The following is a 14257-nucleotide window of genomic DNA, read 5'->3' on the forward strand; positions in this document are numbered from 1 at the left end:
GGGTCAAGCCCCACCGAGTAAGTAGGAATAGAAAGTGCTCTCCACGTGCTGTAGCGTTTAAAACAAGCAGGAAGGAGGTGCACAATGAAGCAATACACTGCTCATCAAATCGCAGAATGGCTCGTAGCTTGGGCTGAAGAAACCGAAGAAGCCGAGCTCACACCGCTGAAAATTCAAAAGCTTCTTTACTACGCAAAGGGCCTTTACATGCGAGCCTCCGGAGGGGTGCCGCTCTTCAATGAACGGATGGAAGCATGGGCCCACGGACCTGTCGTTGTAGACATCTACCGCGAACTTAAAAAGTACGGTAAGAGCCCGATCGACCCCGATACTTTTATTTCTGATGACTTCAATTGGGATGATTATCGGCCTGTAGAAGATACCCTGATTGACGTATGGAATAAGTATGGCCCCTATTCGGCGTGGGCTTTACGTAATAAAACCCATACGGAGTCACCTTGGAAGAAAAACTTCGTTGAAGAAAAACGGGGGCTTGAGATTTCTGATGCCGACCTTAAAGAGTACTTCGACTAGGTATGGCAAAGAAAAGTAAGAGACGTGGCACGCGCCCGGTTTCGAAGAATCACAGTGGTGCAGATACAGGCGTCTTGAGCGCAATACGAGCGGCATCAAACGAATACCCGCTCCTGTCCACTAGGTTTCTGCAGAGCGGATGGGGATTCGGGCAAATGACCGATAGGATGCGCCGCGAATTCCTCGATAAATGGCACAAACGCTCACTAATTTCTTGGACAGATCTCGTTAATCACCACAGGCACGGGCTCGGCTCGGAATTTATCCCAAAAAACGAAATCAAAGCTCAAATACCTAGGCAGTTCCAAGAGCTAACCAAATTCCGCGTGTTCCGGCACCAAGAGAACCTTCCATTCGTTGGCTGGAAAGACGGTGGAATTTTCTACGTTCTATGGATAGAGACTAAGTATGGGGATCTTTACTCACATTAAAGCGGGGCCCGCGACACCTGCCACGCGCTGGCCCTAGCCCCGTCTCACAATTTTCGCTCGGCTTTTGCGTCCGTGATTCGCGGGCTTATTTTTTCCACACTTTCTTGTAGGTGGCACAGCCAAGTGTAGCCACCGCAACGCCGGTGAGGATGGTGCTGAAGATAGCGAACCCGTTGATGACGTTGATGATCAAAGATATGGCTAGTAGGGCCAGGGCGATGAAGTAGAGAGTTCGTGTGGTCATGGGTTTATCCTTCCGTTTAGAATTGGAGGGGTAGCCCGGAGGTTCAGGATGGTAAGGGCTTCCTGAACCTCCGGTGGCTACTTAATCCGCAAACGGGGCGTATATTGAAACCCCCTCGCTGGCAAAAGCGAAGGGGCTAAAAATTTGTGTCCCCGACAGGGATCGAACCTGCGACCTTCGGTACCGGAAACCGATGCTCTAATCCGCTGAGCTACGGAGACATCGCTGGGAAAATTCCCAACGATGTGATTCTAGCGCATCTCCCGCTCGGGAACTAAATCAGGCCCGGTGCGTCAGCGGTGGTTACCTCACCGGTGCGTAGATAGTGCACGCCAATCTCATCGACGGCCTTATTACCCAGCGCAAAGTGCCCGTGGCCGGGGCCGTGGACGGTGACGACGTGCGATTGCATGGGCTGGGAGAGGGCCGCGTGGTACTGGTACGGGGTCTGCGGATCGCCCGTGCCTTGGATTTGCAGCGGCTTTGTGGCAAGGTGCGACCCATCGAGTGGCGCCCCGCCGGTAACGGGTCCGCGTCCGCCGCACCCGGCGCCAGATCCGTACATGGAATTAACCAGGGAGAAAATATCGCCGGTGACAAAGTTGGACCACAGGTAGGTGGGGAAGAGCCACGGGTTACCAGCGACGGTGTTCTCGTTGCAGACGATGAGATTCTGCATATTCATCATCTGGATTGTTTGCTGTTGCACCGCGCGGGCAAGCTCCGGATCATCGACGACCTCGAGAGGCTTACTGCCGTTTAAGTACTTGGCAAACTCATCCCAGTGCGCGGGCATGGGAACGACCTCGCGGGTCTTGCCTAAGGTCACAGAGGCGCGCTGATCCGCTTGTGGGTTAAGCGCCTTGTCGGCGAGGAATTCTGCCTGCACGCGCAGCTCACCCGTGGCGGTCATGATGTCCGCGCCCGGCTGGCCGGCGAATTCGAGTCCTGGGGGAAGGTCACCGATTTTCGCATCCGGTGGCAAGACCGTAGGGCGGGCGCCGGCTTCCATGGCGACTTTCTGCGACCACTTTTCATAGACCTGGAGTGCAGTAGTGCCCAAATGGTAGGTGGTGTCATTATCCGCGATGAACTGGAAAAGATCGTGCAGCGCATTTTCGTACCCTTGTTGCTGCGAGGTGAAGATGCCGTTCCATGCCAGCTGCGGGCTCATGCCGGAATCGAGCAGCACCTTGCCGGTGTGCTGCGGATACTGGGTGGCGTAGGCGGAGCCAAGATAGGTGCCGTAGGAAATGCCGGCGATGTCGATGACCTCCTCACCCAGCGCTTGGCGCACCTTCTCCCAGTCTTGGGCGGTATTTGAGGTGGTCAAAGAGTTGGTATAGCCAGGGGTATTCTGCTCGCAGGCATCGCGGGTGGCCTTGCCGATCTGCGTAGTGGCCTCGATGGGATTGAAATTCGGGGTGGCGGCGCAGTCTACCGGGGTGGAACCGGGCAGCCCGCGCGGTTGGACGCCGATCAGATCCCATTCGTTGCGAATTTCTTCGGGCCATTCGACGGCATCGTTGCCAGCCCAAGAATAGGCGTCACCGCCAGGGCCACCTGGGTTGGTAAAGAGCGCGCCACGGCGTGCGTCTGGTTGTGCCGCAGGTACGCGGACAAAACCAACGCTAATGGTTCCGGCCTCGGGGTTATCGTAGTAGGTAGGTACCTCTATCCGGCCGCACTCGGCGCCATCCAGATTGACCTGTGCGGGGCAATCCTCCCAGGTGATTTCTGGATCCGCCGCGGCGGCGGTGGGGGCTGCCACGCCCAGTGCGAGGGCGCTAGCGCAGACTACGGTAGAAATTTTTCGAGAAAAAGAAAGCATAAGCTAAAGCTCCGACTCCTATAACGTTCGTCAGAGTTAGCTTATGCTTCTTTCAGGTTCGTGGCAGTAATTGCCACGCGGCGGGTGCCCTAACTCGGCACCCTAGCCTCGTTACTTCACAATAATCACGATGAGATCGCGCGGGCCGTGCACACCCTCAACGCGCGAGAGCTCGATATCGGAGGTCGCGGAAGGGCCAGAAATCCACGTTGCGGGCTTATCTGGGTTCATCCGGGAAATGACCTCAGTGATGCCGTAGACAACCTCGTCGCGGCGGACGATACAGATGTGACGGTCCGGTACCAGCGTCAAGGCGCGGCGGCCGCAGCGGGAATCGGACTGCAATACGATGGTGCCGGTCTGCGCGGAAGACACAAGGGACTCGGTGACGACGGCATCGGCATCGTCAAGCTCGCGCGGATCCGCTTCCTCGTCGTCCGGGCGGGCCGGAAGGCCATCAAAAAGATCGGCATTCATGCCCGGGGCGTAGCGGATGTCCTTACAGTTGCGATCGTTGACGATGGAATCCAGCGTCTTTTTGAGATCGCTTTCCTCCGTGACGTGGACTTCCGCCTTGTAATCCTCGAGGCGATCGACCAGCATCTCGCGCAGTTCATCATCATTCAGCGTGCCTTCGCGCTGGTATTCGCGGGGCACATCGACGTGATCTGGCAGCCCAGCCTGCTTCTGTGCCGAGCGAATGCGGTTTAGGATGTCTTGCTTTGCGCTCACTTGGAGGCCTCCTTACGGGCATTGGACAGCAGCTCTTTGCCTTCTTCGGAGTCGAACCATTGGCGGAAGGATTTCTTTGGCGGAATCGCGGTATCGCGGCCATCGGACCAACCGGACATGAACAGCGGCAGCGACTCGATGGTGCCGTTGAATCCGCCCATCACGCGGCCAAGTGCCACGAGGTGGGTGACCTTATCCCACATCTTCGGGTTGTCCCAGAGCAGCTGCACCGTCTTGAACAGCTTTGGCTCGATCGGCGAGGCAGCATGGGTGACCTTCTGGTGGCGGTTTTCTAAGATGACATCAGAAAGCGGAATCTTCACCGGGCATACGTCGTCGCAGCGCCCGCACAGCGAGCAGGCGTACGGCAAGCTAGCCGATGGATCGTTGTGGTCCTTCATGCCAGTTAGCTGCGGGGTCAGGGAGATACCGATGGGGCCCGGGTACACGGAGCCGTAGGCGTGTCCGCCGGCGCGCTCGTACACGGGGCAGACATTGAGGCAGGCCGAGCAACGGATGCACTTCAGTGCTTGGTGGCCAACGGGCGAAGACAACGCTGCGGTGCGCCCATTATCCAGCAAGACGATGTGGAAGTTCTGCGGGCCATCGCCCTCTGTCACACCGGACCACATGGAGGTATACGGGTTCATGCGCTCCGCGGTGGAGGAACGGGGGAGCAGCTGCAGGAAGACTTCCAGGTCCTGGAAGGTAGGCACGAGCTTTTCGATGCCCATGACGGTAATCAGTGTTTCCGGCAATGTCAGGCACATGCGGCCATTGCCCTCGGATTCCACGACGTTGACGGTGCCGGTTTCTGCCACGCCGAAGTTGGCGCCGGAAATGGCGACCTTGGCCTTCATGAACTGTTGGCGCAGGAACTGTCGGGATGCCTCGGCCAACTCGGCGGGCTCGGCCTTCAGCGAGTCATCGGTATTGGGCATCTTATCGACAAAAATATCGCGAATTTCCGCGCGGTTGCGGTGAATTGCGGGCACCAGAATGTGCGATGGCATATCGTCACCAAGCTGGACGATGAGCTCTGCCAAGTCGGTTTCCTGGGCGTGGATTCCGGCCTCTTCGAGGTGCTCGTTTAAGCCGATTTCTTGGGTAGCCATGGATTTCACCTTGACCACGTCGGTTTCACCCGTTTCGCGGATGAGACCTTCAATGATCTCGTTGGCTTCCTTGGCATCGCGGGCCCAGTGGACGATGCCGCCGCGGTCAGACACTGCCTTTTCAAATTGCTCGAGCAATTCCGGCATGCGGGCGGTGACGTCCTCTTTGAGGGCAGACCCGGCGTTGCGGAGCTGCTGCCAGTCATCTACTTCCTGCACGGTGTTGGCGCGCTTTTGGCGGATGGTGGTGGTCGCGTGCTGCAGGTTGTGACGCTGGGTAGCGTTATTCAGCCCGACGTGCGCGAGCGGGACGAAGGCCTTGCTGCCACGCAGGTTGCCGTAGCCTTCAGGGGCGCGTGGTGGGGTGGTGTCGAGGAAAGAGGTCATTAGAGCATCGTCTCCTTGGAGTAAGCGGCGGAGTCTGGCTGCCACGGGTGTTCCTTCGTGGAGGCCAAAATCTCTGCCATGTGTAGGGCGCGAATGCCGGAGCGCTGGCGGTGCAGGGCGCCGCCGATATTCATCAGGCAGGAGGAGTCACCGGCGGTCACGTACTCAGCCTTGGTGTCTTTAATGTGGCGAGTCTTATCGGAGACCATGGCCTGGGAGACCTCCGCATTCTTCAGGGCGAATGTGCCGCCGAAGCCGCAGCACTCTTCGCTATTGGCTAGCGGTGCCAAGTCGATGCCCTCGACTTCTTGCAGAAGCTTGTAGGGGCGGTCTTCCAGCTTGAGGAAGCGCAGGCCGTGGCAAGCGGAGTGGTAGGTCACGCGGTGTGGGAAGAAAGCGCCGACGTTGGTCACGCCTTCAATATCGACCAAAAATTCGGTGAGATCGTAGGTCTTTTGTGCGGTCTTTTGCGCGCCATCGACATCGGCGGACGTGCCGAAGCGGTCAGCAATGCTTTCGTGGCGGTCGCGAACCGCTGCCACGCAGGAACCGGAGGCTGCCACGACGTAGTCAATGGAAGGATCTGCGAAGGCATCCGCATAAGAGCGGATCATCCCCAGCGTTTCCTTTTGGTAACCGGTGTTGATGTGCATCTGGCCGCAGCAGGTTTGCTCCTCCGGAAGGACAACTTCGTGACCTAACCGTGAGAGAACCAATGCCGTCGCCTTTTGGACGTCCGGGAAAAGGGTGTCACCAATGCAAGTAGAAAAAAGCGCAATGCGCATACGGTGCTCCTTATTAGTTTTAAGTCATGGAGGTGTAACTAACCCTACACATTCATCACGTGAAATGTAGTGTGAATCACGTTCTACCAGCATATATTTTGTAATATATATCGCAATATAGGTTTGCCTAAGAGGTCTAGAAAATGAGTAAATTTTGCCCTCTGAAATGTTAGCCAGTGCTTCTTTTCGCACGTGTCGGGGCAGTGAACTAGACTCTTGCCACATGACTCCAGCTGATTTGGCCACCTTAGTTAAAGAATCCGCCACCGAGGTCATGGCAGAACATGACCTAGACGCGTCCGTATTGCCGGAATCTGTCACGGTAGAGCGACCCCGCAACCCAGAACACGGTGACTACGCCACCAACCTTGCACTGCAGGTGGCCAAGAAGGCCGGCGCGAATCCGCGCGAATTTGGTGGCTGGTTAGCACAAAAATTGGCCCAGCACGATGCTATCGCGGAGGCCGATATTGCCGGTCCTGGCTTTATTAATATCAGCTTGGCCGCCGCTGCCCAGGGCGAGATTGTTGCCCAGATTCTGCAGGCAGGCGCGGACTACGGTTCCAATGATTCCTTTGCGGGCAAGAAGATTAACCTGGAATTCGTATCTGCCAATCCCACCGGCCCGATTCACTTGGGCGGTACGCGCTGGGCCGCGGTCGGCGATTCGCTGGGTAGGGTGCTCACGGCTTCCGGTGCAGAGGTCACCCGCGAGTACTACTTCAACGACCACGGCGGCCAGATTGACCGCTTCTCCCGCTCCCTTGTTGCTGCCGCAAAGGGCGAGCCCACGCCGGAGGACGGCTACGGCGGAGATTATATCCACGACATCGCAAACGCGGTTGTGGAAAAGAATCCAAGCGCGCTCGAGGGCGATGCTGCGCAGGTACAAGAGGCCTTCCGCGCCGATGGCGTGGAGATGATGTTTGCGCAGATTAAGCAGTCCCTGCATGAATTCGGCGTGGATTTTGATGTCTACTTCCACGAAAATTCGCTTTTTGAATCTGGGGCGGTAGACAAGGCGCTTGAGACCCTGAAGTCTGAAGGCCACCTCTATGAGGCGGACAATGCGTGGTGGCTAAAGTCCACCGATTATGGCGATTCTAAGGATCGCGTCGTGGTGAAATCGGACGGTAATGCGGCCTATATCGCCGGTGATATCGCCTATGTGGCCGATAAATTCGACCGCGGTCACGATCTCAATATCTACATGCTGGGCGCTGACCACCACGGTTATGTCCCGCGCCTGAAGGCTGCGGCAGCCGCCTTGGGCTATGACGCCGATGGCGTCGAAGTGCTCATTGGCCAGATGGTCAACCTGCTGCGCGATGGCAAGCCGGTGCGCATGTCCAAGCGCGCGGGCACCGTGATCACCATCGAGGATTTGGTTGCCGCCATCGGTGTTGATGCATCGCGGTTTTCGCTGGTGCGCTCGTCGGTGGATCAGTCCATCGATATCGACTTGGGCCTGTGGGAGTCGCAGTCCTCGGATAATCCTGTCTACTACGTGCAATACGGCCATGCGCGGCTGTGCTCGATCGGGCGCAAGGCGGCGGAGTTGGGGGTTAGCTCCGAGGGTGCAGACCTCTCCCTGCTGGAGCATGAGCGCGAAGGCGACCTCATCCGCACCCTGGGCGAGTTCCCCGCAGTGGTGGCAGATGCCGCGGAACTGCGCGAGCCGCACCGCGTGGCGCGCTATGCCGAAGAGTTGGCTGGCGTATTCCACCGTTTCTATGACACCTGCCAGGTTCTGCCCAAGGCAGGGGAGGAAGAGCAGCCCATTCACAGCGCACGCCTCGCATTGGCAGAAGCATCCCGCGTCGTCCTGTCCAATGCCTTGACCATGGTGGGCGTGAGCGCACCGGAGAAGATGTAAATGACTGATTTCAATGAGCTTCCCGCCCACGTGTGGCCGCGGAATGCGAGCCGCCAGGAAGACGGCGTAGTAACCGTAGCGGAAGTCCCCTTGCCGGATTTGGCAGAGGAATTCCAGACCCCGCTGTACGTCTTCGATGAAGATGACTTCCGCTCGCGCTGCCAAGACATGGCCCGCGCCTTCGGTGGACCCGATCACGTGCACTATGCCTCCAAGGCATTCATTTCCAAAAAGGTAGTGCAGTGGGTCAATGAAGAAGGCCTGTGCCTCGATGCTGCCGCGCTCAATGAGCTAAAGATTGCGCTCGCCGCAGAGTTCCCGGTAGCGCGCATTACGGCGCACGGGAATAATAAAGACGAGGAATACCTGCGCCTGTGCGTGGATGCGGGCGTGGGCCACGTGGTCATCGATAATGAGCAGGAGCTCGAAGAGCTCAACCGCATCGCCGGCGAGGCAGGCGTGGTGCAGCCGGTAATGATTCGCGTCAAGCCGGGTGTGGATGCGCATACCCACGAATTCATTGCTACCTCGCACGAGGACCAGAAATTCGGTATTTCCCTGGCCACGGGCGCGGCTTTCGCCGCCGCTAAGCGCTGCCTTGAGGTGAATAACCTCCACTTGAGCGGCTTGCACTGCCATGTAGGCTCCCAGGTTTTCAATGCCGAGGGTTTTAAACTCGCCGCCGAGCGCGTGCTGGAGCTCTACCGCCAAATCCACACCGAGCTGGGCATTGACTTGGCCGAGCTGGACTTGGGCGGTGGCTTTGGTATTCCATATATGCCCTATGAGGAAGCGCTGAATATTGACCGCGTGGCGCAGGACATGCTGCGGGCCGTGGACCAGACCGCGGAAGAACTCGACATTAAAGCACCGTTCCTCCTCGTGGAGCCGGGGCGCTCCTTGGTGGCCGGGTCTGCCGTGACCGTCTACCGCGTGGGTACGGTCAAGGACGTGGAAACCGGCAAGGCCGATTTGCCGGTGCGCCGGTATATCTCTATCGATGGGGGAATGTCCGATAACATTCGCCCCGCGCTCTATGGTTCCGAATACGATGTGCGCCTGGTAAACCGCTTTAGCGATGGCGAGATGGTGCCCTCGCGCATCGTGGGCTTCCACTGCGAATCCGGCGATATTCTGCTGGAGGAAGGCGAATTGCCCAATGATATTCAGCCGGGAGACTTGCTCGCCTTCGCTGCTACCGGTGGGTATCAGTACATGATGTCGTCCCGGTACAACGGCGCGGTGCGCCCAGCCGTGGTTGCCACGCGCGTGGGAAATACCAAGCCCATGCTGCGGCGCGAAACCATCGAGGATCTTTTGTCCTTGGAAGTGGATTAAGCCAGTACTACCCCCGCAACGCACGGGCTGCAATAGGCCCGTGCGGCGGGGGTTTTCTGTAGCTAAACGAATATTATCCCCCGCATGTCGCAATATAGACAGCTCGTTCTGTATAGTGACCTGTAGCCGCATACAGCGGGAGACATTTTCCACCACTAAATCGACATGGAGACGGACTATGGATGCTTCAAACAGTGAGCTACAGCTACATTCGCGTACCGGCAAGGGTGAAGGCGAAACCGTTGGCATCGCGCTGCTTGGATTCGGCACCGTGGGCGCGGAAGTTTTCCGCCTCTTAGATGAAAATGCGGATGCCTTTGCTCATCGCATCGGTGGGCCAGCAGAGATCCGTGGCATCGCCATCCAGAACAAGAATAAGCTGCGCCCGGGCGTGCCCAGCGAATTGTTGACCGATGATGCCAAGGCCCTGATCTCCCGCGATGATATCGACTTGGTGGTGGAGGTCATCGGCGGGATCGATTTCCCGCGCGAGCTGGTGTTGACCGCGCTTAATTCCGGCAAGTCCGTGGTGACGGCGAATAAGGCGCTCGTTGCCGCGCACGCTGATGAATTGGCCGAGGCCGCCGAACGCTCCGGCGTTGACCTGTACTTTGAGGCCGCCGTTGCCGCCGCCATCCCCGTCGTGGGTATGCTGCGTCGCTCCCTGGCAGGCGACCAGATCGAGCGCATCTCCGGCATCGTCAACGGCACGACCAACTACATCTTGGATGCCATGGAATCCACCGGCGCCACCTATGACGAGGCCCTGGCAGAAGCTACCCGCCTGGGCTATGCCGAGGCGGATCCCACCGCGGACGTGGAGGGGCATGACGCGGCGTCCAAGGCCGCCATCATGGCCTCCATCGGTTTCCACACCCGCGTGAAGTTCGAGGACGTGCACTGCGAGGGAATTACCGATATCACGGCAGACGATATTGCCGCGGCAAATGATGCCGGCTATTCCATCAAGCTGCTGGCCATTTGTGAGCGCCTGCGCCGCGAGGATGGATCCGAAGTGGTCAACGCGCGCGTGCACCCGACCTTGGTGGCCAAGGAGCACCCGCTGGCTACCGTCAGCGAGTCCTATAACGCCATCTTCGTCGAGGCTGAGGCAGCCGGATCGCTCATGTTCTACGGCAATGGTGCTGGCGGCAACCCCACTGCTTCGGCCGTGCTTGGCGATGTCGTCGGTGCCGCCCGCAATATCGTCCACGGCGGCCGCGCGCCTGGCGAGAATACCTACGCTAACTTGCCGATTGCGGACTTCGGCGAGGTTGATACCCGTTTCCACATCGATATGGAAGTCCAGGACCGCGCTGGCGTCTTGGAGGCTATTTCCGCGCTTTTCGCACAGCATGGGGTATCCCTGCGCACCGTGCGCCAGGAAGACGGCGAGGACACCGCGCGCCTTATCGTGGTCACCCACGCTGCCAAGGAAGCGACCCTGGAAAACATCGTCTCCGCCTTGGGCGAGCTCGATGAGGTCAAGGCCGTTCACTCGGTCATCCGCCTGGGCAGCTAAACCGGTTCGATATATTAGTCACCATGAGCATCGAAGTTGAAGTCGGCACCAAAGCGATAGTCACCGTCCCCGCCTCCACGGCGAACCTGGGGCCGGGCTATGACACCCTGGGCATGTCACTGAGCATGTATGACACCGCCGAGGTGGAGGTCATTCCCTCCGGCCTTGAGGTGGAGATTTTTGGTGAGGGGGCAGAAGACCTCCCGCGCGATGGCTCGCACCTGATGGTTAAGGCCATCCGGTCCGCCCTATCTGCGGCCGAAGCTACGGTGCCGGGGCTGCGCGTGGTTTCGCATAATACGATTCCCCAATCGCGCGGCCTGGGTTCTTCGGCGTCTACAGCGGTCGCCGGCGTGGCCGCGGGCAATGCCTTGGCGGGCAGCCCGCTGACCCAAGATCAGCTCGTGCAATTGTCCTCGGCGTTTGAGGGCCACCCGGATAATGCCGCCGCCTCGGTACTGGGCAGTGCCGTGGTCTCGTGGACGACGGTTCCTGTCGATGGCCGATCCTTACCGGAATACAAGGCCGCTACCATCAACGTGCATCCCGATATTCGGGCGACCGCGCTGGTGCCGGATTCCCACGCCTCCACCCAGGCGGTGCGTCGCGTTCTGCCTTCGCACGTGACGCATTCCGATGCCGCCTTTAACGTCTCCCGCACCGCCGTCCAGGTAGCCGCATTGCAGAACTACCCGGAGTTACTGTGGGAAGGCACCCGCGACCGCTTACACCAGCCGTATCGCGCCGACGTGCTTCCCGTGACCGCGGAGTGGGTGAACCGCCTGCGCAACCGCGGGTACGCCGCCTATCTTTCCGGAGCGGGGCCAACGGTGATGGTGCTGCACACGGAGGACATCGACGAGAGTATTCTCGATGATGCCCGCGAGCAGGGCCTGCGCGTCTTCGATCTCAAGGTCGCGGGCCCGGTTCGCGTGGAAGTTACACAGGCTTAATCTCGATCTGGCACACTTCGGGGCGCTGCATCGGCGTTAAGGCGATGTCCGCGTCCGTACCGCTGGCTTCCTGCAAAAAGCCAGCGTGTATGGCGCAGACAAAGGGGCTCGGGGTGGTTCCGGAGGAGACGAACGGGCAGGCATTCAACTCGATTTCGGAAGGATCTGCGCCCTGCGAAGGATCAAAACCCATATCGCGCAGGGTGGCAAAAAGGGTATCGAGCGCCCCGCTGTGAATGTCCGCGCCCGTGGCGCGCGCCCATTGGCGTCCCAGCTCCCGGGCCTGTGGGGAAGAGAAATCATCGAGCTCTTCTTTGCCCGCGAGCATCGAGGTCAGCACGCTAATGAGGCTGACGTATTCGTCTGCGATGGCGCGGTTATCTGGCACGCGCGCCTGGAAAATCAGGGACGGGCGTCCGCGACCGGTGCTGTGCTCTGGAACGGCGGTGACGGCACCGACATGAATGAGCTCATCGATATGCCCGCGCGCGGTATTGACGTGCATGCCTAAATCTTTTGCTACCTCCGCCGCACGGGCTCCTCGCGGGTAGTGCTGGAGCTGCGTGAGCACCTCGCGCTGCTTAGGGGAAAGCTTGAGTGCTTCTGGGAAAAGTTCTGTACTGGGGCGGGGGAGCGAATTAGGCATGCGATTAACTTCGTATCTCTGAGTGCTGTTGAGGGGCTTGATTAACAGAAATCTTATCTTTAGCCACGCTATAGGATACGGTATCGCCAGTATCAATACCTAAAGCTACCTGCCTACTCACCGGCACAGTGATGGATTGCCCGTCCATATCTAGGCTTAATCGAGCATCCGCCGTGCTGGCAGCTTCTACCGCGATGACCTTGGTGGACCAGTGATTGACCCCGGTAGAGGCTTCAGCCGTAAGGTGCACGTCGCTGGGTTTAAAGGTGACCGCTACCTTATCGCCGGCGCGGAGATCGGCGGGCCCGCCAGTGATGGTGGCATTCCCGCAGGTAATGACGGTCTCGGTAGCAGTCGCCTCTGTGACGGTGCCTTCCACGCGGTTGAGGCCTGCGATATTAGCCACAAAGCCGGTGGGTGGGACATCGAGGAGGTCTGCGGCAGGCCCGTGGGCGGTGACGCGGCCGGAATTCATGACCACCATGTCATCGGCAAGCCCGGCAATATCCAACGCATTGTGGGTCACCAGCAAAGTGGTGCGGTCATGGCGGGTAGCGCGCAGGAAGCGGCGCCACTTGCTGGCGGATTCCACGTCGATGGCCGCCAAGGGCTCATCCAGAATCAGGATGGTGGGCCGTGCGGCAAGCGCGCGGACGAGGGCCACTTGGGCGGCCTGGCCGCCAGAAAGGGCGGGCACGGGGACATCGCTAAGCTCCCGTAATCCTGCTGCCTCCAGTAATTTCGTGGCGCGGTGCTTATCGCGGGTGACCATCGCAATGGCCTGGTTGGCGGTGGCCCGTGGGGGCAGGCCGGGGCGCTGGGTAAGCAGGACGATCTCATCTGGGTCGGCGGTAATATCCGCGCCGGTCAGCCGCCCGGCGATGCGCCCCATGAGTGTGGTCTTGCCCGAGCCATTGGAACCGACGATGGCCGTGATCGCGCGCGGGGTAAATTCCGTGGTTTCCCCGTCCGCCGTGACGTTTAGGGTGGGGGCCTTTTCTGGGGACGTCAGGGCGCTGAGCTTCTCGTAGTCCATGCTGTGCAGCTCGCGGGCCTGCGCTTGGTAGGAACGCTGGAGGAGAGAGGGAAGCCCGGCGAGGGCGAGGCAGAGGATGGCCATCGCAATGAGGATGGCGGAAAGCACATAGGCACCATCGGTATCGACCTCGCGCTCCAGGTAAATACCGAGCGGCATCGTGCGGGTCACGCCCGGCTGGGAGCCCGCAAAGGTCAGCGTGGTACCGAACTCGCCGAGGGACCGGGCAAAGGCAAGGCCGGCGCCGGTGGCCAAGGCGGGGGCGATGGAGGGGATGGTGATTTTGCGCAGTACCTCCCAGCGGGAAAGGCCTACGCTGGCGGCAGAGGCCAAAATCTCTTGATCCAATTGGCGCAGGGCGGAATCGACCGCCACCACGACGAAGGGCAAGGCGACGAAGCACTGCGCGGCGATGACGCCGGGAAAAGCAAAAGCAAAATGGAAGTCTATGGCGTCAAGAAACGGGGCTAAATAGCCCCTGCGGCCAATGGCGGCGGTCAGCGCCAAACCGCCCACCACGGGTGGCATGGCCAGGGGCAAATAGATGAACAGGCGGATAACGCCGCTGCCTCGGCCGAGTTGTTGGACCCAAAGGGCAAGGCCGGTCCCCAGCACCATCGCCAGCAGCATTGATTGGAATGCCGCGGTGAAAGACAGCTTGAGCATGTCCCAAATCTCCGGTTTGGCGAGGTATTCGCCGAGGCGGTCCCACGGTACGCGCAGCCCCAAGGAGGCTACGGGAACGAGGATGACAACGACCGCGATGAGGCCGATAAGGCCGATAACGAGGGGATACCTAAGGCGGATGGGCTGGGGAGGGGTCATTG

The 14257-nt window shown here is 59.4% G+C and carries 12 protein-coding genes and 1 tRNA gene; 5 read left to right on the forward strand and 8 right to left on the reverse strand.

What is annotated here, in order from left to right; all coding sequences use genetic code 11:
- Positions 1 to 84 precede the first annotated feature (84 nt).
- Complete coding sequence (locus tag ABRP95_RS01610; RefSeq protein ID WP_284769864.1) at positions 85 to 534, forward strand: Panacea domain-containing protein; 450 nt, start codon at positions 85 to 87, stop codon at positions 532 to 534.
- Between the two features lie 516 nt (positions 535 to 1050).
- Here ABRP95_RS01610 and ABRP95_RS01615 read toward each other — a convergent pair.
- The 6 genes from ABRP95_RS01615 to ABRP95_RS01640 all read right to left on the reverse strand — a co-directional run bounded on the left by ABRP95_RS01615 (position 1051) and on the right by ABRP95_RS01640 (position 6059).
- Positions 1051 to 1209, reverse strand: a complete 159-nt coding sequence (locus tag ABRP95_RS01615) for a hypothetical protein (RefSeq protein WP_005282354.1) — start codon at positions 1207 to 1209, stop codon at positions 1051 to 1053.
- A 147-nt stretch (positions 1210 to 1356) separates the two neighbouring features.
- Positions 1357 to 1430 (reverse strand) — tRNA-Arg (locus ABRP95_RS01620).
- A 53-nt stretch (positions 1431 to 1483) separates the two neighbouring features.
- Entirely contained in the window at positions 1484 to 3040 is a 1557-nt protein-coding gene (locus tag ABRP95_RS01625) for an alpha/beta fold hydrolase (RefSeq protein WP_349838841.1), read from the reverse strand.
- 111 nt (positions 3041 to 3151) lie between these two features.
- Positions 3152 to 3772 (reverse strand): LutC/YkgG family protein, encoded by a 621-nt coding sequence (locus tag ABRP95_RS01630; RefSeq protein ID WP_284769862.1) that lies wholly within the window; start codon positions 3770 to 3772, stop codon positions 3152 to 3154.
- Positions 3769 to 5274: a lactate utilization protein B gene (locus tag ABRP95_RS01635; RefSeq protein ID WP_284784698.1), complete on the reverse strand. Its 1506-nt coding sequence runs from the start codon at positions 5272 to 5274 to the stop codon at positions 3769 to 3771. Before ABRP95_RS01635 ends, ABRP95_RS01630 begins: the two co-directional genes overlap by 4 nt.
- Positions 5274 to 6059 carry a (Fe-S)-binding protein gene (locus tag ABRP95_RS01640; protein WP_023026328.1) on the reverse strand — a complete coding sequence of 262 codons (786 nt, stop codon included), beginning with the start codon at positions 6057 to 6059 and terminating at the stop codon, positions 5274 to 5276. Before ABRP95_RS01640 ends, ABRP95_RS01635 begins: the two co-directional genes overlap by 1 nt.
- A gap of 223 nt (positions 6060 to 6282) precedes the next feature.
- Between ABRP95_RS01640 and argS the strand changes: the two genes are divergently transcribed.
- The 4 genes from argS (at position 6283) to thrB (ending at position 11748) form a co-directional block, all read left to right on the forward strand.
- A complete protein-coding gene (argS, locus tag ABRP95_RS01645; protein WP_349838842.1) occupies positions 6283 to 7935 on the forward strand; it encodes an arginine--tRNA ligase in 1653 nt (550 codons plus the stop codon).
- On the forward strand, positions 7936 to 9273 hold the full coding sequence (lysA, locus tag ABRP95_RS01650) for a diaminopimelate decarboxylase (protein WP_349838843.1): 1338 nt from the start codon (positions 7936 to 7938) through the stop codon (positions 9271 to 9273).
- Positions 9274 to 9451: 178 nt separating this feature from the next.
- Positions 9452 to 10795, forward strand: a complete 1344-nt coding sequence (locus ABRP95_RS01655; protein ID WP_284782551.1) for a homoserine dehydrogenase — start codon at positions 9452 to 9454, stop codon at positions 10793 to 10795.
- Between the two features lie 23 nt (positions 10796 to 10818).
- Positions 10819 to 11748, forward strand: a complete 930-nt coding sequence (gene thrB / locus ABRP95_RS01660) for a homoserine kinase (protein ID WP_284852162.1) — start codon at positions 10819 to 10821, stop codon at positions 11746 to 11748.
- On the opposite strand, the gene ABRP95_RS01665 is transcribed toward thrB, so the two are convergent.
- Positions 11735 to 12394 (reverse strand): helix-turn-helix transcriptional regulator, encoded by a 660-nt coding sequence (locus ABRP95_RS01665; RefSeq protein ID WP_284796325.1) that lies wholly within the window; start codon positions 12392 to 12394, stop codon positions 11735 to 11737. The genes thrB and ABRP95_RS01665 overlap by 14 nt on opposite strands.
- A 4-nt stretch (positions 12395 to 12398) precedes the next feature.
- Positions 12399 to 14255 carry an ATP-binding cassette domain-containing protein gene (locus ABRP95_RS01670; RefSeq protein ID WP_349838844.1) on the reverse strand — a complete coding sequence of 619 codons (1857 nt, stop codon included), beginning with the start codon at positions 14253 to 14255 and terminating at the stop codon, positions 12399 to 12401.
- Positions 14256 to 14257 lie beyond the last annotated feature (2 nt).

The sequence above is a fragment of the Corynebacterium sp. KPL2895 genome (genome assembly GCF_040225815.1).
GTDB lineage: Bacteria > Actinomycetota > Actinomycetes > Mycobacteriales > Mycobacteriaceae > Corynebacterium > Corynebacterium rhinophilum.

What these genes read in the sequence shown, in the direction of transcription:
- ABRP95_RS01610 (WP_284769864.1), top strand. Translation starts at nt 85, where the DNA reads ATGAAGCAATACACTGCTCATCAAATCGCAGAATGGCTCGTAGCTTGG.
- ABRP95_RS01615 (WP_005282354.1), bottom strand. Translation starts at nt 1,209, where the DNA reads ATGACCACACGAACTCTCTACTTCATCGCCCTGGCCCTACTAGCCATA.
- ABRP95_RS01625 (WP_349838841.1), bottom strand. Translation starts at nt 3,040, where the DNA reads ATGCTTTCTTTTTCTCGAAAAATTTCTACCGTAGTCTGCGCTAGCGCC.
- ABRP95_RS01635 (WP_284784698.1), bottom strand. Translation starts at nt 5,274, where the DNA reads ATGACCTCTTTCCTCGACACCACCCCACCACGCGCCCCTGAAGGCTAC.
- ABRP95_RS01640 (WP_023026328.1), bottom strand. Translation starts at nt 6,059, where the DNA reads ATGCGCATTGCGCTTTTTTCTACTTGCATTGGTGACACCCTTTTCCCG.
- argS (WP_349838842.1), top strand. Translation starts at nt 6,283, where the DNA reads ATGACTCCAGCTGATTTGGCCACCTTAGTTAAAGAATCCGCCACCGAG.
- lysA (WP_349838843.1), top strand. Translation starts at nt 7,936, where the DNA reads ATGACTGATTTCAATGAGCTTCCCGCCCACGTGTGGCCGCGGAATGCG.
- ABRP95_RS01655 (WP_284782551.1), top strand. Translation starts at nt 9,452, where the DNA reads ATGGATGCTTCAAACAGTGAGCTACAGCTACATTCGCGTACCGGCAAG.
- thrB (WP_284852162.1), top strand. Translation starts at nt 10,819, where the DNA reads ATGAGCATCGAAGTTGAAGTCGGCACCAAAGCGATAGTCACCGTCCCC.
- ABRP95_RS01665 (WP_284796325.1), bottom strand. Translation starts at nt 12,394, where the DNA reads ATGCCTAATTCGCTCCCCCGCCCCAGTACAGAACTTTTCCCAGAAGCA.
- ABRP95_RS01670 (WP_349838844.1), bottom strand. Translation starts at nt 14,255, where the DNA reads ATGACCCCTCCCCAGCCCATCCGCCTTAGGTATCCCCTCGTTATCGGC.